The organism is Desulfomicrobium salsuginis (genome assembly GCF_054657795.1).
Genome location: NZ_BAAHYA010000002.1, coordinates 2047209 through 2068543 on the forward strand (window position 1 = coordinate 2047209; position 21335 = coordinate 2068543).

Below are 21335 nucleotides of genomic sequence, written 5' to 3' on the forward strand. Positions count from 1 at the left end.
ACCTCAGATAAGAGGCCCCTTGCGGGGCCCTAGTTGAGTACTTCGGGCGTTATCGACCCAGCTTCACGCGGACCGCGGAACCGTTCAAGCCCTTGGCCGCGATGGCGTGACCCATGAGGGTGTTGTCGGTGGCCGTGGCCGTGGCCGCGCCGCTGCCAGCGGTGCCGCCGTAAGGGTCGCCGTCCGCATCCCAGTAAACCGGGGCACCCGCGGTGATGGCTGCAGCAGCAGCCGGCACGTCAAAGACGCCTTCCACGGCCAGTTGACCGGTGGATCCGCTAGCCACGCCGGCCAGGCTGATGCCTACCAGGGAGCCCACCACAACAACTTGGCCAGACTCGATGTCTGCCGAAGCGGTAAAGGAAATCACTTTGCCGTCCTGCACGTAGTTCGTTGCCATAATCAAATCTCCTCAACGGACTTCACGCTTTCCCCAAGCGTGCACAACAGGCAGTCCGGGTTCGTGCATTTATGAAACCTGGTCCTGGTATTTCCGGACCAGGTTTCAGTTTTTGTGACCTGAAGCCGTTTGCCGCAAACGGGACAGTTTGCCTTATCTTTGACAGAGTAGGCCACTCCTGTGCGAGCAGCCTCCACGGCCTTGGCCACAAGCAGGAGCGTTGCTCGATTAAGCGCCACCGTCGTTCTTGTAGAGCGCCCGCCAGTCCACAGCCTTGGCGCCGCAATCAATGCGGACCTTGTATTCCACGCCGTCCATGTTGAAGCCTTCGCGGCTCTCCAGGTAGGGGACCTGGTTTCCGTTCAGGAAGAACACAGTCACGGTCTTGCCCTTGGGGCCGGCCAGATACCAGGCGTTGGCGTCATCGTCGTCCAGTCGCGGATCATAGACGCGGACGAAGTAGTTGCCGGCGTAGGGATTGGCCTTGCCCGGGGCCGCCTGCGTGCCCTCCAGGTTGCTCAAAAAGAGCTGCTCGCAGGCGCCTTCCAGGGCCACAGGGGCAATGAAGAACTGGGGCCGGATGTTCAGGGAGCGAAGGCCAAGAACGTCCTTCTGCTTGCGCATGGCCGCGATGCCGGCGGCCAGGGTAGCAATGGCAACAGCGCCACCCGTGCCGGCCAAGTTGTCGTGGTCGGAGTGAAAGAGGGCTTTCCCGTCGCCCATGGTCTCGTTCCCGGTCAGAACGACATAGGCCACGTCTCCCACCTTGCGGCCGGCGGCTTCACCGTGGGCCTGGGGGATGGTGGTCAGGGCGCCCAGGTCGTCGTTGATAATGGCCTGGCGACTGATCGCGAAGAGCTTGCCGTAGGTGGCAATCTGGAACTGCTCCTGCGCGTCGCCCATGGTCCCGTGGGTGTACTCACCCATTTCGGCCACTTCATCCAGGCCGCTCATTTCCGAGGGCCTGACCAGGGAGTGGGTCTTGAAGTCGTTGGCAACTCCCGTGGCGCACCACTGCATCCAGGTTTCGCTGGAAGTCTCGTAGCCCATGAGCAGGGACTTGTTGGCACTGGCGGCCAGGATCTTGGGAAAGTCGCTCGACGTCAGCGCGCGGCCGATCATTTCGGGGAGGTTGCGGCCGATTCCGCGCTGTCCGGACCGGACCAGGCATTCCCGGGCCAGCTCCCGCAGGGTCAGGGCGGCCAGGTCGTTCTCGGTGGCCGTGACGAGGCCGGCGCGCAGCAGGATGGATTCCTGTGCCGCCAATCTGAACTTTTCGCCCTCGGTCTCGCCAGCTTCCGCGCGGAAGCCAGGGGTCTGGGTCTTGTTGTCCCGGATGCCTTTCAGGACCGTGGACTGGAAGTCCTGCACGCTCTGGCCGTTCTTCACGGCGTCCCTGGCCTGGTCCACGATGTCGAACTCCTGGCCAAGGGCCATGATCTCGTTCACGCGGGCGCGCTCCTGCACCAAAATTTCATTCTTTTCCATGTGAGTCTCCAGTGATCTTGCTTTGGCCTGGCTGTCCGCGCCGATGGGCGTGATGGAAAGTTCCCGCAGGGTCCACTTGGTCGCGACCTTGACCGGGCCTTGAAAATTTCTTCCGCCAACGGACTGGGACTGCCCTTCGGGGATCCAGACCGATTCCTCTACCGCGTAGCCAACAGAAAAGTCTGTGAGGTGACCTTCCTGCACCTTGACCATGGCGTCCTGAGCCCGGGGCACTGAAGAAAACTCCACCAGGCCCAGCAGCTCCAGACCCTGCACCTTGATTGCTGACACGCTCCCCAGGACCGTTTCAACGGTGCTTCTGTCGTGAGAGTCCAGAAGGGGCACCTGCTCTGGGTAGGAAGCACCGCTCATGAGCAGCACCTCTTCAACGATGCCCCGTTCCCAGTCGTAGACGCGTACGGGGTTTTCCGTGGCCATAACCGCCTGAACCTGCCGGGCCTCGGTGTTCATCGTCTTCGGCCCTGTGGTCAGCGGCATTTTGCGAGTTGTGAGTTTCATTCTTCGTCCTCGATGGCGGCCGGATTTCCGGCCAGCGCTGTTGATACTTCACCCCGTGAAAGCCCACGGTCTGCAATCATACGTTCAGCCTCCAGGATCTCGTCCAAGAGCTCTTCGTAGTCCCGGCCGCGGGCGGCCGCGATTTCCTGGGGAGACCGCAGAAGGCTGTTCAGCTGGTCCACATGCGCCTTGGATTCCTTCAGGGGGTCAATGGATTCCATGCCAGGGGAAACCCACTTGGCTTTGCTGTAGCGGGAGGGGTCTGCCCAGTAGTTGGGAAGGGTCAGGCGGCCGGCCAGGACAGCCTGCCTCAGGACTTCGCGGAAGACCGGCATGCAGAGGTGTTCGATCATGCGGCCGTGGTGGATCTTCAAAACCTGGCTCAGGTCGTTCCGGCAAACCCTCATCGTCGAGTAGTTGATGCCGGTGTAATCGCCCGAGAGCATTTCATAGGGAACGCCCGTCGTGACCGAGAGCATGCGCAGGACCAGGCGGACGAACGGGTCAAAATTGTTACCAGGTCGGTTGTGGGATGCCAGATTGATCTTCTCGCCAGGTCGCAGATATTCCAGCACGGCGTTTTCCAGATATTCTTTGCGGGGTGCCACGCCAGGTGCCACGCCGCGCAGATCCTGGAAACCTGACAGGTCGGGGGATTCGATGAAGGCCAGATACTTTGCGGCCATCTTGGCGCCCTCGATTTCGGCCGCCAAGTATTCCCCAAGCTCCAGGGCCGCCAGAACTCCAGGGGCAAAGGGACTGATTCCCCGGAGTTGCCCGGGGCGCTGCATGACATAACCGTGAATCACGTCTGCAACTGCCACGCGCAGGGGGTGTCTTTCGGTCTCGAACCAGTAAGCCAGGACCTCCCCGGTTTCCGGGTTGAATTCCACGCCCTGGTCAATCTTGTTGGTCCTGACAACTGGGGCCCCGTTGGACGTCAGGCGGTCCGCCTCGATGGCCTGCAGGCAGAAGGGCAGAAAGCGCTTAGTGTCCTGGGATTGACGCTTGATCAGGAAATATTCCCCGGTTTCGAGCTCCTGCCGTTTGGCAAGCTGGCAGATCTCGGGAAAGGAAAGCTTGCCCGCTATGTCGGCCTGATCCTGCCAACGCTTGAAGGCGTCCTCGATGGCCGCCCGGACCGCCCGGCTTCCTTCGTCCCCGGGGAGGGCCTGGGACTGAAGGATATAGCCCTGGCCAACTGTCAAGGCCGTCAGCACGTCAATGGCTCGGCCAAAATAGGGGAAGTCTCGGACCAGTTGCCGGACGCGGCGCCGGACCTGGGGGGAGCTGGTACGGATCTCTGTGTTGGCGTCGGAGTCTGTGGGGCTCCATCCGCCGATCCCTGGCTTTGCGGCCGCGTATTGGCGCTTACCCTGGATCAGTTCCCGGGCGGCCATTCTGGACAGCTGCGCCTTGGGGTTGAAAACGCCCACCAAGTTGTCAACAAAGCGGCCGATCACGACGCGCTCCGGGCGTAGGTTCTGCCTAGGGGCCTGGTGGAGATGTTCTCCATGCTTGCCCGACGCTCCACTTCCTTCAGCAGGTCCATGAACTCGGACACACTGCGGCATTCGCGGGTGGTACCATCCGCAGAATAGCTTTTCGTCAGAAAGTTGCCGGAAGCCCAGTCGTTCTTGAGCTGCGCGAGCAGGTCGCTCCAAGTGGTGAAGGCCATAATTGTCTCCTCTGGTGGGAAACCCATACAGCCTTCTATTTTGTAAATCGTCTATTTTGACTTTATTTGCCGTAGGCTTGTTCTAATTTACCGCTATTCGTACCTTGTTAAGCTTGACAGCCTGCGCATTGCCATTGCGACAACTCGGCACATCTGCTTTTTGCTGCGCATAATGCGTTAAAATTTACGCAAAATAGGGGGTAAAAAATAATTGATAAACGGCAACCTACGATGTGCAAATTTTGACAATCCGGTGACCTGACGTTACCGGTGCACGCCATTCGTAGATTCATTATCCGTGTTCTTGGGCTGTTCGTGGGGCGTAGGAGCCAGTGCCTTGCTTCTGGACATTTCAATCCTTTCTCGCTTCCACTCGTCTATCATCAGCCTGTCCGACTCCCAAACACGGCCCAGTTTTGCCGCCGGGAAATCTTCATTTTTGATCCAATCCAGGACTGTGGCCTTGCTCCGCCTGGCATACTGCGAGATCTCTTCCAATCCTGACAGGTTAGTGCTGGGCTTGATAACTTCTACCATAGGCTCGCTCTCCTTGTTGGGCTGATTGGCTTCGAGTTGATTTGCGGGGTTTGGTCTTGGGGGCTTCGCCAGAAGCGGACCCCGAGAATTTCAGCGGCTGCCAAAGAGTAGACGCTGCAGTCCCATAGGTCGCAGCGCTTGTGCCCAGGTTGCCTCCAGATGCCTCGTTCGTCCTGGTACTCCGCGCTCATGTGCTTAATGAAGTCGGCACTTGGATCCTTGTGCAGGGTCATGCCGCCGACGTTACCGGCTCCCACGGCCAGCTTTCCGGACAGCAGCGTCTTGAAATGGTTCGTATCCACCCTGATCAGTTGCAGGCCGCGGGGAACTGGATATTGCTTGCCGTCGCGTCCGGGTATCTTGTCCAGGACGGTTGAAGTCCATGGCGCGCCGCTCAGGCGCTGTTCACCCTTGAGGGGTCTGGTTTGCGGACGTTGCCGGCACCAGTCGTAAACTTCGGCTGTTCGGTGGCCCTGGCTGTCGATCAAAGCCAAGCGCACAGGGTGCGTCCGTCCCTCCTGGTCCTGGTAGTGGGCCGTCCAAAGGATGGAATCGAGAAACAGCAGGTCCGGGGCAAAGCCTTCTCGGACCAAGTGACCGGTCAAATCCTGGTCCCAGGACCAAATGGCAAACCAGAATCCTGTATCCTGGGTGTCGATCCCGGCAGTAAGGGCCACGGTGTCGGCCGGGACCACGCCGGACGGAAGTTCCACCTCCAGGGCCAAGATGGCTTCCGGTTCTTTGGCCGACTGCTGCCGATCCTCCCAGGGCTCTGCCAAAGAGCTATTGACGAAGTTGTGCAGGCTGCCGGTATTGCCCTGCGTGGCCTCCTTGGTGGCCCGCATGAACTTAGCGGCCAGGCTACCCCATGTGGTCCATGGGCTGTACAATTCGCTCAAGTGATAGCTCAAGCGGTCCTCCGGGGCATCCTGGTTCTCGGCTATCCATTGGCCAGCCTCAAGCATCAGGGCCTTATGTCGCTCAGTGATGGCGCCCTGACAGTGAGGGCACTCCAGCCAAGTCTGATCCACCACGGCTTTGGCGTCCGAGGCCTCGGGCCATTTGACCTGCTGCCACCTCAGCACGAAAAGCGCCCCGCAGTACGGGCACGGCACGTGATAGCGCCGCTGATCCCCAGCCTTGAAAGCTTGCCAGATCGGGCCACGGGCAATTGTCGGGGTGCTGGCCAGGATGGCCTTGTGGTTTCGGAAAGACTTCGTTCGCTCCATGGCCAAGCTCAGGGCGTCGGCTTCTTTCTTGGATTCGTCTGGCCACTTGTCCACTTCGTCTGCCAACAGGTATCGGATAGGCCTGCTGGCCAGCTGGGCAGGATTACCGGCGCCCTGCAGATAGATGCTGCAGTTATCCAGCCGCATTTCCGCCGCTGAAAAGTCAAACCTGTCCCCTGTCTTGTGCTTGGCAAGGGCCGCGCAATCATCAAGCAATGGCTGCAGACGGTTCTTGCTGAAGCTTCTGGCGGCATCCATGCTGCTTTGGACCAGCAGGACGGGGCCGGGATCCTGGTCAACGGCATATCCCAGCATGACGAGCATGGTCATGGTTTTCGAACTCTGTGCCGACCAGCAAAGGCTGATCTGGCGTATTGCAGGATCCTTGAAGGCCTCCAGCACTTCCCGGACATAGGGCGTCTGCTCGGTGCTGTAGCGGCCGGGAAAGGCCGTGGCGCGGTTGGACAGTTCAAGGTTGGCCTCCGCCCATTGCCACGGATTCAGGTTCGCCGGAGGCTTCCAGGCCTCCAGCCATAGGGGCGTCAATGTCGGATGAAAGTTTGGCGAGAGCACTTTGTATTTCCTCTTCCAGCTTCCTCTGGATCTGGGGCCAGGGCAGCCCCTCCAGCTGAGGAGCCAGCTTGCCGGGAAGGTTGGTCAGGGTGGCCTTGGCGCTGATGATCTGCCGAAACAGCCAGGTCTTCACTTCGTCCTTGGCAAGGAGCTCGCGGCGCTCCTTTTGAAGATCCAGTAGATTCTTTTCCGCCTTGCGAAGCAACTCCATGGATTGGCTGTAACTTCTGAATGTTTGGGCGTTTGGCTCATCCATCCACTTTTGGTAGCCAAGAGCCTCTGATTGACGAAGGCGGACAAGGGCTGCGTCGAGGCCTACGTTTCCGCAAACCTCGACGCGGGCTTGGTCGCCCCTGTCTGCGGGCGCGGGTCTTGAATTTGCTTCGGGAACTGAAAGGGCTGGATTCACCAGCTGCCAGTGGTCGCGAGCGTACTCCAGGGCTGCATCCATGGGAAATTCACCGGCGGCGTTCGTCCGGATCCTTCCGGCCTTGGCGTGCCGATAAACCGTTGCCCTGGTGCAGTTCCACCCTTTGGAGAGCAGGAACTGATAAAGACGGTTGTAATTGGGCAACGCAGCACCAGACGTAGCATTGTCTGGAATTTGAATCATAAAATGCTGCATTTGCATCATTTCTTGTCTCATTTTTGTTTCATCGTGTCGCATGGTGAAACATCGCGCTCATAGCGACCCCTGTCAGGCCAGGTCCGGGGGAAGGACCCACGATTGACCGCCGTCATAGCCAGCACTTCATTCACCATGTCCATCTTCACTTACAGCTTGCGAGCCAGACGCTTCATTTGCCCTACATCGATTACGTTGATCGTTGATGCCCATACCGTTGATTGTGCTGTTCGAGCACATCACCCGGGGCTCGACCTTGCGGGTGTTATGCTTGAACATGGTGAGGTGTGCCCGGATCAGGTCTGACGCATCCTTGATGCGGCCTTCCAGATCCTCCACGGTCCTGAGTGCCCCGCTCGGGGCGGATGCGATGGTATCAGCGCAATACCGGGACAGCTTGTCCAGTTCAGCCAGCGCCCCATCCACGCCGGCTTGAAACTCAAGAAATGATTGTGTCGTCACTAAGTCCATTCCATCCTCCGTTATGCGAAACTCCCAGTACAAAACGATCTTCCCGGAACCTCTCGTCAGCTATCACTCTTTATTTACTTACTTTATATCCTTATTTGGGAAGATGGGAAGATGTAGGCATATATACACGCGCGCGCGTATGTGTGCGTGGGTGTACGCGCGGGGTGTATAGGCTGAACCTCCCAACCTCCCAATGTCGAACAAAAGCCAAAGATCCCGGAAGATTGCGTTCCGCAGTCATGGGAATTTCCGTGGGACCTTGGGAGTTTGTACGGGGAGAGCGCCATTTTATTGTCCTACTTTGTGCGTAACGATCGTAGCTTCCTTTAGCTGAACGCCAATGTAAAGAATCTTATTGCTCTTCTTCCTATTAAAATACAGACCAAACACACGCCCAAACCGAACTTTTGATATAATGGCTACATCGTTAAATCTGCACCAATTCACGAAAGAATCATATAGCAAATCAGCTCTAACATGTATGGAATCGTCAACTTTGACACATTTATCGTTGATGAATTTTTTTATAAACAAATCGTCATCAACAATATTCCTAGATTCGACAATTTTACACAGCAATACATACTTTTTTAGCAATTTCGCATCGTCCACATCACCATAGCTACCACATAGCCTAGAAGCTATTTCAAGAATCTTTACCCTTGATGACCTGCACAGATTGTTGCTTGAAGCCTTTATACTCAAAAAATGTAAATTAGTATCAATATTTGGCATTAATATCAACCTTACATTATGAGGCTGGTTACTTCATTATCTCTGTACGACTATCTGCCCACTCGGCCAGTGTACGCAACTGGTAGAAAACTCTGCGAGCATGGCGAACATATTCCGGACCACCGCCCCTGCATCGGAGGGTTTCCAGGTAGGATGGACGAAGCCGGAGAATTCCGGCTGCTTCCTTAGTAGTGACAAGCCCATCAGGGTATCGTTGCGTATAGGCTTCGAAAATGGCCTGTCCAATAGTTCCGAGTGTCCCAGTCATCTGCGTATCTCCTCGCCAAGCATTACACGGCGGAGCTGCCCCAATCTCTCCGACACAAGTATCATCATCTCTGCCCGCGTTTCCTTGTGAATATCTTCAAAATTGTTATTAACAAGCCCTACAAGATCCGACATAAAGCCAAGTTCCTTTGCCATTTCAGAAGCGTTCATGCTACCTTCCTCCTGGATTGCTGAAGTTCTCCCCTGATTATGCCTGAACGAAACGCTAACTCGTCACGAATCAACCGGGCCAGCATCGAAATGCATTCGTCACTTACGAAATCGGCTGCTTCTTTGTTGTAAATCAGCTCAAGGGCTTCTATCCCGGTATCAATAGCGGTCAAGGCTTCCTCAATACAGCTCATGCGTCCCTCCTGGGGGTTTCGGTTAGAATGATGTGCGGCCTGCCATTCACGATAATACCCCGGACACGCGGGGCGTGTCGCTTCACGAGCTCACGCCAGACGCCAGCAGTTAGGGGCAACTGGGCTGGTCTTCGCGGCTTCATGGCCGCCCTGCCCGCCGCCGATCCTTTTCCAGGTCGGCCAATTGAATCCTCTCCCCCGGCCTCTGCGTGCCGTTCTCAAGTAACTTACGAATATCCCGCACCCTCCATGCGCTGGTGCGACCCAACTTCACAGGCGCCGGGAAAGTCCCGTCTGCAACTCCAGACCACCAGGCAGACTTGCGGAGAGGGATCAAGTTTTCAAATTCAGAAAACCTGAGCAGCGCCTCGTCTGGCAAGTCCGAAAAACTCATCCCCCTAATTTCGCTCATGCTTCTCCCTCTCTGAGATAATTTCCTGAGCCACTCTGCCCATGTTGGTATGCCTTGGCATACCCTTGCTTTGGTATGCTCTAGCATACCGACAGTGTCAATAAAAATATGCTATGATATACCAAAAATATTAGCTTGGAGGCGATATGCTCACGAGTAATGTCAAAAAAATCATGGATTCTAAAATGTTACGGATAAAACCGTTTGCCGAGCAGAACGGATTTAGCCATATCACCATCCTGGCCGCCAGAGACCGTATCGAGACATGCAAGCTAGGCACACTGGAGAGACTGGCGCGAGCTCTAGGCGTAAGCGTTCACGATCTCTTTGATGATGAATTTGCCCGAAAATGACCCAGATGGCACAAAAAGGCCTGTTCCGTTATTTTTTGGAACAGGCCAGTAAATGCCCCATCAGCTATTTTCTGAAAATTGATTCTATAAATGATTGTAAAATCTGCTTTTCCGATGGCGTAGAATAATAGAAAAAATATGTTCTCCTAATTGGCTTAAATAATTATCACAAGACTAATGCCCGTTAGGAACCAATGGAAAAAAATATATATATTTCTGCACGTTATTTTTTCTATAAAATCAAAACGCCGCTTTTTTATATAAAAAAATAGCATGAAATTAGTCATCTGGGACAAGTTTTTGTCCCTCAATAATTCCTGAACGCACTCGATTGCCAAATGCCGAACTATCCATTCGTTCTCTAGTCAAGTTGCCTACATGTGAAACACTTCTACCCTTGCGCCGATCGCACAAGGGCATTCCAAGACAATCTGTCCAAATTTCCCTTACAATCGTGTAAAACACACCAATGTAATACTTCTGGCCGTCGCTGCTTGTCTCAACAATATTCTTCCATACAGAAGGCATTGATTTATAGTCTGGCACTCTTTTATCTTTTTCGGCACTGAATTCTTCAAAAATGCAAGCTAAGTCATAATATAATTTTTTCTCAGGAGATAAGCGCAATATTTTATTTTTTTCTGAAATATTCCTATCTGGATGCGCATTCCGGAGAAACTGAACACTGATTCCATGCCAAACTGAACACGCGTTCCGGCTGAAACTGACCAGGAAATCGAAGCGAAGCGACGCTGGTTTTGGAACGCTATGGGAACTGGTCAGTTGGGGTCAATGATGGATTTCATCTTCCGCATGGATTCTCCTTTGAGGTTGAGCTGGTAGGCGTTGTGGACGAGACGGTCGAGAATGGCGTCGGCCATTGTCGCGTCAGCGAGGTAGTCGTGCCAGGCCGCGACGGGCAGTTGGCTGGTGACGATGGTCGAATGCCTTCCGTGACGGTCTTCGAGCAGTTCAAGCAGTTCCCTGCATGCGGCTGGGGTCATCGGAGCCAGCCCCCAGTCGTCGAGCACGAGCAGAGGGGTTTTGGCAAAGGACCGCATGAGCTTTCCGTACCGGCCGTCGGCTTTGGCGATCAGCAGATCCTCCATGAGCCGAGGCAAGCGCATGTACAGGGCGTCGAAGCCTTCCAGACAGGCCTTGTGAGCCAGGGCGCAGGCCAGAAAGCTCTTCCCTACGCCGGTCGGTCCAGTGATGAGCACGTTGTGTCCCTTGCCGATCCAGGAGCAGGAGCCCAGGCCCATAACCAAGGGTTTGTCGAGACCCCTTGGAGTGTGGAGGTCGATGTCCTCGAAGCAGGCCGCGTGCCTGAGCTTTGCCCTCTTCAGTCTGGTCGTAAGACGGCGGTTCATGCGGTGCATCTTTTCGCGGTCGATGAGAAGCGCCAAGCGCTCTTCAAAGGACAGTTCTTCGATGCCCTGCATGGCCCGCTGTTCCTCCAGAGCCCTGGCCATGCCGCCAAGGCCGAGGGCATTGAGAGTCTGCGTGGTTGGGTGACTCAGCATGAGGCCTCCTTGCGATAGTATTCCGGGCCGCGCACGTTGTCGTGGTGTATGGAGGTCTGATCAGCGTTGCGGATCGGCAACGGCAGACGGTCCAGTCCGGTCTTGAGGATGGACTTGAGGCTTTTCTGAGAAAGGGCGCCCAGATGCAGCGCCCGTTCGCAGGCCGCGTCCAGGCGTTCGGGACCGTGCTCCTTGGCCAGCCCAATGACGCCCAGGCAGGATCTGTAGCCCTGCACAGGATGTTTGCGCGAGTCTATGATGGCCTCGGCCAGCGCAAAGACATTGGGGCCGAGCTTCCGTGCCCATTCCATGATGCGCTCCGGGGTCCAGCCCGCGTATTCTTGGTGGCTCTTGGGCATGTGTTCCATCACGGTCGTATGCCGTCCTTTCTGCATGGACCTAGGATGCACGGACACGCGCTGGCCCTTGTGGAAGCATTCCACGCTGGTGGCCGTGATCCGAACGTCGACACGTTTTTTGATGAGGCTGCACGGCACGGAGTAATAATGCCCGTCCACTTCGACATGGTAGTCGATGTTGACCGTGGCCTGCTTCCACTCGGCAAAGACGTAAGGGGCGCACGGCAGCGGGAGGAGTGCTGGCTTGTCGAGGGTTTCGAAAGCCTCCCTTCGGCTGCCCGGCAGCTTTTTGAACGGTCGGGAGTTGAGGTCGGCTACCAGGGCGGCGATGGCAAGGTTGGCTTCGTGCAGGGACAGAAAGATCCGGTTGCGCAGTCTGGCCAGAATCCAACGCTCCACAATCTGCACGCCGACCTCAACCTTGGCCTTGTCCTTGGGCTTGCGCACCCTGGCCGGGATGACGGCCGAGCCGTAGTGTGCAGCCATGTCGTCGTAGGTCGGATTGATGTCGGGCTCGTAGCGGCAGGCTTTGTTGACGCCCGACCGCAGATTGTCGGGGACAAGCAGATGCGGGGCGCCGCCGAAAAAGGTGAAGGCGCGGACATGGGAGCCGATCCAGTCCGGCAGGCCCTGCGTCCACGTGGCCTCGGCAAAGGTGTAGTTGCTGGCACCAAGCACGGTCACAAAGATCTGGGCCTCGCGAACCTTGCCGCTGAACGGGTCCTGGATGGGAAGGGTCTGGCCGGCGTAGTCAATGAAAGCCTTTTCCCCGGCCAGATGGATTTGGCGCATGGATGGCTTGAGTTTGCTGACGAAGGCGCGGTAGCGGTCGCAGAAGCAACTGTATTGCAAGCCGTCGGGTTGCTCTGCCTTGTACTCCTCCCAGAGCAGAAGCAGGGTCACAGAGCGTCGTTTGCGCTCTATGTGGACGTCGGCCCAGTTCGGCTCCGGCCGCTTCACAGTGCTCGGCGGCAGGGGCGGAAAGAGCAGGCTCTCAATATCCGAGTCGGACAAGCCGGGCGGCAAAGGCCAACCTATATTGGCCGCCCGAGATCGACGCAGATACTCGATTGCGGTGTTGTGTGAAATGCTGAGGCTCTGACCGATCTGTCGCACGGTCAGCCCTGATTGAAAGTGAAGTCGTAAGACGTCTTTGATCTTGCGCATGGATAACCTCGAATTGGCCATGGGCACCTCCTGAAAAGGAGTATGCCCGAGTTATCCAGCGCCGCACCCGCTGAGGAAATTTTTCCCGTGGGATCGAACACGACCCGGTGTTCAGTTTGTTCCGGAATCGGTGTTCAGTTTCCCATGGATTCCGTGTTCAGTTTGCCGCGGAATCGGTGTTCAGTTTGCTCCGGAATCCATGTTCAGCTTGGATCGGAATACGCATATCTGGATTAGCAACCGCGCATAGCTCAATAGCTTCATCAATCCCTTTTGAAATGTTCATTCTTACATTAGAGAATCCATTATCATACCACCATGGAAGACGTGGCGCGTTTTCAAGGGCAAGCTTTAAACTGTTAGCTTTCGATATGATGTTCTGAATTCTTGATATATCTTCGACAAATCTTTTTTCCCATTCTTCAATATTAATAGCGTCACGATAATTATTACACGCAGTATATATTTTTTTCATCCATGGGGCAGATGATAGCCCTATAGTTTGAGGAGATAACAACGATATGGATGAAATTGTATCTTTAATTTTATGAATCAACATTGTTACAGCTCCTTATTTTCGCAAATATTCCAAATAGTCAGCCCACGCCTGCATCATGCGCCGCCGTTCTTCTAAGAACTCAGCCTTATTATACACGGCCCGTATCTTGTTTTGCTCCGCGTGGGCAAGCTGCCGCTCTATGGCGTCCGAGGACCAGCCTTGTTCGTTCAGGAGGGTGCTGGCCATGTGCCGAAAACCATGGGGCACAATGTCCTCATTGGAATAACCAAGGCGGCGTAGTGCGCTACGCACAGTGTTTTCGCTCATGGGGCCGCCGGAGTTCCCCCTTGCGGGAAAGACGTAGCGGCCTCGCCCGGAAAGGGCGCGTGTTTCCTTCAGGATCTCGACTGCCTGACGCGGAAGTGGCGTAATGTGGTCTGGCCTCTTGCGGACCTTTTGGCCCTTCATTTTTTCCCCGCTGATTCGCCACAAAGCGCCGTCCAGGTCAATGTCTGCCCATTCTGCCTGTCGCAAGTTTCCGGGCCTAAGAAACACTATGGGGGAAAGTCGTAGAGCCTGCCTGGTGATGAAAAAGCCGGGGTAATTGTCAATGTCGCGAAGGAGCTTGCCGATCTTGGCCGGCTCCAGAATTGTGGGAAAATTGCGGGGAATGGGTGGGGCTATCGCGCCACGCAGGTCGGCCGTTACATCTCTTTGTGCACGACCCGTGGCCACGGCGTAACGCCAAACCTGCCCACAGATCTGCTTTGTCCGCCTAGCAAGTTCCAGATGCCCCCTGGACTCGATACGCCGCAGACAGGCAAGCAGGTCCAGCGGCTCGATGTCTTTAATGGCGCGAGGTCCGATCATGGAAAAGACGTTGCTCTCCAGACGATAAATGACTGTGACTGCGTGCTCGGGTGTCCATTGGTGCTTAAACTTCTCGAACCATTCTCGGCCGATGATTTCCACCGTTTCTTTGGTCTGGGCCCTAGTTTCGGCTTTTCTGGCCTTTCGCTCCTCTGATGGATCAATTCCCTCCAGGAGCAACAAGCGAAATTCCCGCGCCTTGTCCCTTGCGTCCTTGAGGCTGACATCGGGATAGATCCCGAGCGAAAGGCGGTTTTCTTTGTAGCGAAAGGTGTACTTGAAGCGCCACCTTTTGGACGTAGCCGTGACTTCCAGATAGAGGCCGTTTCCGTCAAAGAGCTTGTAGCTCTTACGGCCGTCAGACGGCGGCTGGGCACTCTTAACTTGGGCATTGTTGAGCATCGCAAAACCTCCATGGTTTCGTCCGGTGCCAGATCCAAGTTGCCCCGAGTAATCGGCCCAAAATGCATGGGACCGCTTAACCCGCGTCCCAAGGGGCAACTTTTGAAGGAAACAGACGGCCGGAAAACAGGTTGCCCTGATCGTTGCCCCACTTAAATTTGGAATTCAAAGAAATGGACTAGAACAAAGTGAACCAGACATAACGAATAAACCCCGGTTTTCCTTGGATTTCGGAAAACCGGGGTTTGCTCTGGAATATGAAATGGCGGAGAGGGTGGGATTCGAACCCACGTACCGGTGATTAGCCGGTAACTCGATTTCGAGTCGAGCGCGTTACGGCCGGACTTCGCTACCTCTCCGCGAGGTTTTTGGAAATTTTCTTTTCCTGGCGGCGCTTCCGGAAGAAGCCGCTCAGGACGGAGCTGCACTCCGCTTCGAGGACACCGCCCAGGGCCCAGAAGTGATGGTTGCTCCAGGGCAGGTCCGTGCCGCTCATGCGGCTGACCAGGCAACCCGCCTTGGGGTCCGCGGCGGCGTAGACCACTCCGGCCAGCCGGGCCTGGATGACGGCGCCCAGGCACATGATGCAGGGCTCCAGGGTCACCACCAGGACCGCATCGGTCAGGCGGTGGTTGCCGACCTGCCGGGCGGCTTCGCGCAGGGCCAGGATCTCGGCGTGGGCCGTGGGATCGTTGTCCCTGATCGTCCCGTTCTCGCCGCGGCCCAGGATGCGGCCGCTGCCGTCCACGATCACCGCGCCCACCGGCACGTCTCCCCGCTCCTCGGCCGCAAGGGCCAATTGCAGGGCCTCGTTCATGAAGGGCTCCCAGACGCTGATTTCGTCCGGGTCCGGCGTCAGGGAAGGGGCACAGTAGAAAGTCATGGGTCCGCTGTCAATGCTCTTTGCAGCTCCCGGCCACGTCCCCGGCCTACCGGGCCTTGAGGTAGTCCACGCCGCCCTTCAGCAGGGCCGTGCCGAGGGTGGACGTCTCGCCGCGGGTCCAGCGCGGGTGGTTGGTCGGGTGATTGTAGGCCTCGGGGTGCGGCATGAGGCCCAGAATCCGGCCCGACGGGTCCGTCAGGCCCGCAATGCCCAAGGGAGAGCCGTTGGGGTTGGCCGGGTATTCCTGGGTCACGGCCTTGGTCGACGGGTCCACGTATTGCAGGGCGATGAGATTCTGCTCCTGCAGGCGCGCAAGGGTCGTCTCGTCGCCGGGCACGAGCTTGCCCTCGCCGTGGCGCACGGGAATATAAAGGTAATCGAGGCCCTTGGTGAACACGCAGGGCGAGTCCTGGTTGATCTTGAGCGTCACCCAGCGGTCCTCGTACTTGGCCGAATCGTTGTGGCTCAAGGACACCTGGCGGGTGAAGTAGGCCCCGTCCAGGGCCGGCAGCAGACCCAGCTTCACGAGAAGCTGAAAGCCGTTGCAGATGCCCAGGATCAGGCCCCCGGCGTCGAGGAAGCCCTTGAGTTCCTCCATGAGGGAGCGGCCGCTGGCGGTTTTCATGTGCCGCCAGCGCAGGGCCGCGGCCTGGGCCGAGCCCAGATCGTCGCCGTCGAGGAAACCGCCGGGCAGGATGAGAAAATTGTAGTCGGCGAGCCGCACCTTGTCCGCCGTCAGGTCCGAGAAATATACGATGGTCGTCTGGTCCGAACCGGCCTGGTCCGCGGCAAAGGCGCATTCCCGCTCGCAATTAGTCCCGTATCCGGTGATCACCAATGTCTTGACCTGGGCCATCTTCCCTCCAAAAAAGCGGCCGCAGCCGCGCTGTGTTTTCACGTAAGGAAGGCCATTACAGGCCAAGCAAACCCGGCGCAAGCCCGAAAATGACCCCTTGCCGCTGTTTGCACTCCGCCCGGTTTCTGCTATGCAGACCCGAGGTGTTTGCAGGACACCAGGGCCGCTTGACAAGCCGGAAGTCCGCTGCCAAATGACCCGGCGGACATATTGGTTGTCGAATTTCGGGCTGCCGGCAGGTGGCCCATTTGTTTTGTGAACCACGGATTCCGCGCACCCGCGCGGACGATGGCAGAAGAACTTTCAGGCGCACGAGGACGTGATGAACACCAAATTCATTTTTGTGACCGGAGGGGTGCTCTCCTCCCTGGGAAAAGGGCTGGCCGCCGCCTCCATCGCGGCCCTGCTCAAGGCGCGGGGCCTTAGGGTTACCATTCAGAAGCTCGACCCCTACATCAACGTCGACCCGGGAACCATGAACCCCTTCCAGCACGGCGAAGTGTACGTCACCGACGACGGCGCCGAGACGGACCTGGATCTGGGCCACTACGAGCGCTATCTCGGCACGAGCATGCACCAGCGCAACAACTATACCTCGGGCCGCATCTACAACACAGTCATCACCAAGGAACGCCGCGGCGACTACCTCGGCGGGACCGTGCAGGTCATCCCGCACATCACCGACGAGATCAAATCATCCATCCTGAGCCTGGCCAGCGACGACCTCGACGTGGCCCTGGTCGAGATCGGCGGCACCGTCGGCGACATCGAGGGCCTGCCCTTCCTGGAAGCCATCCGCCAGCTACGCGCCGACCTGGGCAAGGACAACGTCCTCTACATTCACCTGACCCTGGTGCCCTTCATCAAGGCCGCAGGCGAACTGAAGACCAAGCCCACGCAGCACTCCGTCAAGGAACTGCGCAGCCTCGGCATCCAGCCCGACATCATCCTCTGCCGCTCCGAGGTGAACCTCGGCGACGACATCAAGCGCAAGATCGCCCTCTTCTGCAACGTGGACCGCGACGCGGTCTTTACCGCCATCGACGTCAATCACATCTACGAACTGCCCCTGACCCTCTACAACGAGGGCGTGGACCAGAAGATCGCCATACTGCTGCGCCTGGCCGCCAAAAACCCGGACCTGCAGGCCTGGAAGGACCTCGTGTACAACCTGCACCATCCCAGGACCCAGGTCACCATCGCCATCGTCGGCAAGTACGTTGACCTCAAGGAAGCCTACAAGAGCCTGCACGAGGCCCTGACCCACGGCGGCGTGGCCAACCACGCGGCCATCCGCTTCCTGTACGTCAACTCCGAGGAGATCACGTCCGAGAACGTGGCCGAGAGGCTGGCCGCCGCCGACGGCATCCTCGTGCCCGGCGGCTTCGGCATCCGCGGCGTGGAAGGCAAGATCGCGGCCATCACCTACGCCCGCGAGAACAAGGTCCCCTTCTTCGGCATCTGCCTGGGCATGCAGTGCGCGGTCATCGAGTACGCCAGGAGCGTCATGGGCCTGGCCAAGGCCAACTCCGAGGAGTTCGACCTGACCACGCCGGACCCGGTCATCTATCTGATGAAGGAGTGGTTCGACTTCCGCAAGAAGTGCGTGCAGCGCCGCGACATGGCCAGCGAGAAGGGCGGCACCATGCGTCTGGGCGCCTACCCCTGCGTCATCGAGAAGGACACCCGCGCCTTCGAGGCCTACGGCCAGGCCGAGGTATCGGAACGCCATCGCCACCGCTACGAATTCAACGGCGCCTACCAGAAGCGCTTCGAGGAGGCCGGCCTGACCATCAGCGGCACCTCGCCCGACAAGAGCCTGGTGGAGATCGTGGAGATCAAGGACCACCCGTGGTTCCTGGGCTGCCAGTTCCACCCCGAGTTCACCTCCCGGCCCATGCTGCCCCACCCGCTGTTCCGCGAGTTCATCGCCGCGGCCGTGGCCAACAAGAAACCCGAGCAGGAACCATGATCGACTGCGCCGAGCTGGTCGCCGACCGCCCCTTCCTCATCGCCGGACCCTGCGTCCTGGAGAGCCTCGACGTGGCCATGACCGTGGCCGTGGAGCTGCAGGCCATCTGCGCGGAGCTGGGCCTGCCGCTCATTTTCAAGAGCTCCTACGACAAGGCCAACCGCACCGCGGGGGGGAGCTTCCGGGGGCCGGGGCTGGACACCGGGCTCGACTGGCTGGCCCAGATCAAGAGCCGCACGGGCCTGCCCATCATCACGGACATCCACGAGCCGCGCCAGGCCTCCCTGGCCGCCGAGGTGGCCGACGTGCTGCAGATCCCGGCCTTCCTCTGCCGCCAGACGGACCTGCTGCTGGCCGCGGCCCGCACCGAGCGCGTCGTGAACATCAAGAAGGGGCAGTTCATGGCCCCGTGGGACATGCGCGGCCCGGTCGAGAAGATCCGCTCCGAGGGGTTCACGCGCATCTGGCTGACGGAGCGAGGCTCCATGTTCGGCTACAACAACCTCGTGGTCGATTTCCGGTCCCTGGTCATCATGAAGCAGTTCGGCTGCCCGGTCATCTTCGACGCCACGCACTCGGTGCAGCTGCCCGGCGGTCAGGGCACGTCCTCGGGCGGCCAGCGCGAGTTCGTGCCGCCCCTGGCGCGGGCGGCCGTGGCCAGCGGCTGCCAGGGCCTGTTCATGGAGATCCACCCGGACCCGGACAAGGCCCTGTGCGACGGCCCCAACTCCTGGCCCCTGGCCAAGGCCCGCACCCTGCTCTCGGAGCTGGCGGCCATCTGGAGCGTCCCCAATGAATGCTGAGAGCCTGGCCCGTGACGTGCGCCTCATGATCCTGGACGTGGACGGGGTGCTGACCGACGGCGGCCTGTACTACGACGAATCCGGCTGCGTCATGAAGCGCTTCAACGTCCAGGATGGTCTGGGCATCAAGCTCGGACCCAAGGCCGGCATCGAATTCGCGGTCATCACGGGCCTGGAGTCCCCGGCCGTGAAGCGGCGCGTGACGGAACTGGGCATCGGCCACTACTATTACGGGCACCACCGGAAGGTGCCGGCCATGCGCGAGATTTCCGAGAAGACCGGTATCCCCTTCGAGCACATGGCCTACGTGGGCGACGACTGGGTCGACGCCGCGCCCATGTCCATGGTCGGCTTCCCCATCGCCGTGCCCAACGCCCGTCCCGAGATCCTCAAGCTCGCGGCCTGGACCACCCGGGCCATGGGCGGCCACGGGGCCGTGCGCGAGGCCCTGGACTTCGTCCTGCGCGCCCAGGGCAAGCTCGACGCCATGTGGCGGGAGTGGCTGACGGCATGAAGCGAGCCCTGGCGGCCCTGCTGACCCTTCTCGTCCTGGCCGGCATCGCCGTCCTGGGTTGGCGCATGCTGTGGCCCGAGCGTCTGGGCCCCGACATCGCCCGCAACGTGGACGTGGACCTGAGCCTCAAGGGCGTGAACCTGAGCCAGGGCAAGGACGGCAAAAAGCTCTGGAACCTGAGCGCTGCCGGGGCGGACTACGCCGAGGCCGGAGACGAGCTGATCCTGACGGACCCCGTCATCACCTACTGGGGCGAGGACGGCGAGGACCACGTCGAAGTCACGGCGCCCAAGGGGCAGGTCTGGCAGAAGGAGGACCGCGCCAGGATGTGGGACGGCGTCAACGCCACCCGGGGGGAATACCGCATGCGCGCCGACACCCTCGACTACACGGGCGGCAACCGCACCTTGGTTCTGTCCGGCCACATCGATATTTCAAGCGATTCCATGCAGGGCAGTTCCGACGCCCTGACCTATTTCCTGGACACGGGCGACATCCTGGCCCGCGGCAACGTCCAGGTCACCCTGAACTGACGAGCGGGAACATCTATGCGTTCACTCATTCTGATTCTCCTCCTGGCATGGGCCGCCCCCCTGTGGGCGGCGGAGCAGACCGTGCCGGTCAAGATCACGTCCGACACCATGACCTACACCCAAAAAGGCGACCAGGTGCTCTTTTCCGGGTCGGTGCACGTCATCCGCCAGGACGTCGAGATGTGGTCCGACACCCTGACCGTGTTCCTCGACAAAAAGCAGGGCGGAGGCAACTCCACCCAGACCGCCATGGACCAGCAAAGCTCCATCAAGAAAATCGTCTCCCAGGGCAATGTCCGCCTGAAGGCCGACAAGGGACGCTCCGGCACCTGCGCCAAGGCCACATACGAAACGGCCACGGAGATCCTGACCCTCGAAGGCGACCCCGTGCTCATGGAAGGCGCCAACAAGATCCAGGGCGAGGTCATCAAGCTCTACATGCGGGAGAACCGCAGCGAAGTCCTGGGCGGCAAGCAGCGGGTCGAGGCCATCTTCAACACCCCGGCCGACACCAAGGAGCTCAAGCCGTGACGATCCTGTCCGGCCGCCAGCTGGCCAAACGCTACGGCGCCCGCGACGTTGTCCGCGACATCGACCTCGACGTGCGCCAGGGCGAGGTCGTCGGCGTGCTCGGCCCCAACGGCGCCGGCAAGACCACGACCTTCTACATGCTCGCCGGCATCGTCTCGCCCACGCGCGGGGAGGTCACCCTGGACGGCGTGGACATCACCCGCTGGCCCCTGCACAAGCGCGCCCGCCTGGGCATGAGCTACCTGCCCCAGGAAAGCTCCATCTTCCGCAAGCTGACCGTGCGCCAGAACCTGCAGCTCATCCTGGAATACTCCGGCCGCACGGCCGAGGAACAGAAACGCACGGCCGACAGGCTCCTGGACGAACTCGGCATCACCCGCCTGCAGGACCAGCAGGCGGCCTACCTGTCCGGCGGCGAGCGGCGCAGGCTCGAAATCGCCCGCGCCCTGATCCGCGACCCGAAGTTCATCCTGCTGGACGAACCCTTCGCCGGCATCGACCCCCTGGCCGTGGACGACATCCAGACCATCATCGAGGGCCTCAAGGCCAAGGGCATCGGCGTGCTCATCTCCGACCACAACGTGCGCGAGACCCTGCAGATCTGCGACCGCGCCTACCTGGTGTATGACGGCCGCATCATCCTGAGCGGCAGCCCCGACGAAATCGTCGCCGACCCCGGGGCGCGCAAGGTCTATCTCGGCGAGGGTTTCAGCCTTTAGCGGCGTGCCGATTTCCCAAGGATTGCCACGACCTGCCTTCTGTGGCAAAGTC

The 21335-nt window shown here is 58.8% G+C and carries 24 protein-coding genes and 1 tRNA gene; 7 read left to right on the forward strand and 18 right to left on the reverse strand.

Annotated features, from left to right (window positions below):
- Positions 1-49 precede the first annotated feature (49 nt).
- From ACYQ3G_RS16215 to ACYQ3G_RS16265, 11 genes are all read right to left on the reverse strand, one after another.
- Positions 50-400, reverse strand: a complete 351-nt coding sequence (locus ACYQ3G_RS16215) for a DUF2190 family protein (protein ID WP_459827479.1) — start codon at positions 398-400, stop codon at positions 50-52.
- Positions 401-402: 2 nt separating this feature from the next.
- A complete protein-coding gene (locus ACYQ3G_RS16220; protein ID WP_459827481.1) occupies positions 403-639 on the reverse strand; it encodes an ogr/Delta-like zinc finger family protein in 237 nt (78 codons plus the stop codon).
- Positions 629-2407, reverse strand: a complete 1779-nt coding sequence (locus tag ACYQ3G_RS16225) for a phage major capsid protein (protein ID WP_459827484.1) — start codon at positions 2405-2407, stop codon at positions 629-631. The genes ACYQ3G_RS16220 and ACYQ3G_RS16225 overlap by 11 nt, the downstream gene beginning before the upstream one ends.
- On the reverse strand, positions 2404-3870 hold the full coding sequence (locus ACYQ3G_RS16230) for a phage portal protein (RefSeq protein WP_459827486.1): 1467 nt from the start codon (positions 3868-3870) through the stop codon (positions 2404-2406). Before ACYQ3G_RS16230 ends, ACYQ3G_RS16225 begins: the two co-directional genes overlap by 4 nt.
- Positions 3867-4085 (reverse strand): hypothetical protein, encoded by a 219-nt coding sequence (locus ACYQ3G_RS16235; protein WP_459827489.1) that lies wholly within the window; start codon positions 4083-4085, stop codon positions 3867-3869. Before ACYQ3G_RS16235 ends, ACYQ3G_RS16230 begins: the two co-directional genes overlap by 4 nt.
- A gap of 264 nt (positions 4086-4349) precedes the next feature.
- Entirely contained in the window at positions 4350-4622 is a 273-nt protein-coding gene (locus tag ACYQ3G_RS16240; protein WP_459827492.1) for a helix-turn-helix domain-containing protein, read from the reverse strand.
- The gene (locus ACYQ3G_RS16245; RefSeq protein ID WP_459827495.1) at positions 4616-6424 is read right to left on the reverse strand and encodes a terminase gpA endonuclease subunit; all 1809 of its coding nucleotides are present in this window, start codon (positions 6422-6424) and stop codon (positions 4616-4618) included. The genes ACYQ3G_RS16240 and ACYQ3G_RS16245 overlap by 7 nt, the downstream gene beginning before the upstream one ends.
- A complete protein-coding gene (locus ACYQ3G_RS16250; RefSeq protein WP_459827498.1) occupies positions 6321-7091 on the reverse strand; it encodes a hypothetical protein in 771 nt (256 codons plus the stop codon). Before ACYQ3G_RS16250 ends, ACYQ3G_RS16245 begins: the two co-directional genes overlap by 104 nt.
- 84 nt (positions 7092-7175) lie before the next feature.
- Positions 7176-7520, reverse strand: coding sequence for a hypothetical protein (locus ACYQ3G_RS16255; protein ID WP_459827501.1), 345 nt, complete (start codon positions 7518-7520; stop codon positions 7176-7178).
- Between the two features lie 999 nt (positions 7521-8519).
- Complete coding sequence (locus ACYQ3G_RS16260) at positions 8520-8693, reverse strand: hypothetical protein (protein ID WP_459827504.1); 174 nt, start codon at positions 8691-8693, stop codon at positions 8520-8522.
- On the reverse strand, positions 8690-8887 hold the full coding sequence (locus ACYQ3G_RS16265; protein ID WP_459827507.1) for a hypothetical protein: 198 nt from the start codon (positions 8885-8887) through the stop codon (positions 8690-8692). Before ACYQ3G_RS16265 ends, ACYQ3G_RS16260 begins: the two co-directional genes overlap by 4 nt.
- 558 nt (positions 8888-9445) lie before the next feature.
- Between ACYQ3G_RS16265 and ACYQ3G_RS16270 the strand changes: the two genes are divergently transcribed.
- Positions 9446-9652 (forward strand): helix-turn-helix domain-containing protein, encoded by a 207-nt coding sequence (locus ACYQ3G_RS16270; protein WP_459827510.1) that lies wholly within the window; start codon positions 9446-9448, stop codon positions 9650-9652.
- A 779-nt stretch (positions 9653-10431) separates the two neighbouring features.
- Here the strand turns inward: ACYQ3G_RS16270 and istB are convergent.
- The 7 genes from istB to ACYQ3G_RS16305 all read right to left on the reverse strand — a co-directional run bounded on the left by istB (position 10432) and on the right by ACYQ3G_RS16305 (position 16211).
- On the reverse strand, positions 10432-11175 hold the full coding sequence (istB, locus tag ACYQ3G_RS16275) for an IS21-like element helper ATPase IstB (protein WP_459822251.1): 744 nt from the start codon (positions 11173-11175) through the stop codon (positions 10432-10434).
- A complete protein-coding gene (gene istA / locus ACYQ3G_RS16280) occupies positions 11169-12701 on the reverse strand; it encodes an IS21 family transposase (protein WP_459822249.1) in 1533 nt (510 codons plus the stop codon). The genes istB and istA overlap by 7 nt, the downstream gene beginning before the upstream one ends.
- Before the next feature lie 157 nt (positions 12702-12858).
- Positions 12859-13260, reverse strand: coding sequence for a hypothetical protein (locus ACYQ3G_RS16285; RefSeq protein ID WP_459827513.1), 402 nt, complete (start codon positions 13258-13260; stop codon positions 12859-12861).
- 12 nt (positions 13261-13272) lie between these two features.
- The gene (locus ACYQ3G_RS16290; protein ID WP_459827515.1) at positions 13273-14472 is read right to left on the reverse strand and encodes a tyrosine-type recombinase/integrase; all 1200 of its coding nucleotides are present in this window, start codon (positions 14470-14472) and stop codon (positions 13273-13275) included.
- Positions 14473-14735: 263 nt separating this feature from the next.
- Positions 14736-14831: transfer RNA gene (locus ACYQ3G_RS16295), tRNA-Ser, on the reverse strand.
- Positions 14822-15355, reverse strand: coding sequence for a tRNA adenosine(34) deaminase TadA (gene tadA / locus ACYQ3G_RS16300; RefSeq protein ID WP_459827518.1), 534 nt, complete (start codon positions 15353-15355; stop codon positions 14822-14824). The genes ACYQ3G_RS16295 and tadA overlap by 10 nt, the downstream gene beginning before the upstream one ends.
- A gap of 46 nt (positions 15356-15401) precedes the next feature.
- On the reverse strand, positions 15402-16211 hold the full coding sequence (locus ACYQ3G_RS16305; protein WP_459827521.1) for a phosphoribosylformylglycinamidine synthase subunit PurQ: 810 nt from the start codon (positions 16209-16211) through the stop codon (positions 15402-15404).
- A gap of 322 nt (positions 16212-16533) precedes the next feature.
- On the opposite strand from ACYQ3G_RS16305, the gene pyrG reads away from it, so the two are divergent.
- Genes pyrG through lptB form a run of 6 tightly spaced genes read left to right on the forward strand, consistent with a single transcriptional unit; the run spans position 16534 to position 21283 of the window.
- The gene (gene pyrG / locus ACYQ3G_RS16310; RefSeq protein WP_459827524.1) at positions 16534-18183 is read left to right on the forward strand and encodes a CTP synthase; all 1650 of its coding nucleotides are present in this window, start codon (positions 16534-16536) and stop codon (positions 18181-18183) included.
- Positions 18180-18986, forward strand: a complete 807-nt coding sequence (gene kdsA / locus ACYQ3G_RS16315) for a 3-deoxy-8-phosphooctulonate synthase (RefSeq protein WP_459827527.1) — start codon at positions 18180-18182, stop codon at positions 18984-18986. Before pyrG ends, kdsA begins: the two co-directional genes overlap by 4 nt.
- Positions 18976-19500, forward strand: a complete 525-nt coding sequence (locus tag ACYQ3G_RS16320) for a KdsC family phosphatase (protein ID WP_459827530.1) — start codon at positions 18976-18978, stop codon at positions 19498-19500. Before kdsA ends, ACYQ3G_RS16320 begins: the two co-directional genes overlap by 11 nt.
- The gene (gene lptC / locus ACYQ3G_RS16325) at positions 19497-20033 is read left to right on the forward strand and encodes an LPS export ABC transporter periplasmic protein LptC (RefSeq protein WP_459827533.1); all 537 of its coding nucleotides are present in this window, start codon (positions 19497-19499) and stop codon (positions 20031-20033) included. The genes ACYQ3G_RS16320 and lptC overlap by 4 nt, the downstream gene beginning before the upstream one ends.
- A gap of 15 nt (positions 20034-20048) precedes the next feature.
- Positions 20049-20564, forward strand: a complete 516-nt coding sequence (locus tag ACYQ3G_RS16330) for an LptA/OstA family protein (protein WP_459827536.1) — start codon at positions 20049-20051, stop codon at positions 20562-20564.
- Positions 20561-21283, forward strand: a complete 723-nt coding sequence (gene lptB, locus ACYQ3G_RS16335) for an LPS export ABC transporter ATP-binding protein (protein ID WP_459827539.1) — start codon at positions 20561-20563, stop codon at positions 21281-21283. The genes ACYQ3G_RS16330 and lptB overlap by 4 nt, the downstream gene beginning before the upstream one ends.
- Positions 21284-21335 lie beyond the last annotated feature (52 nt).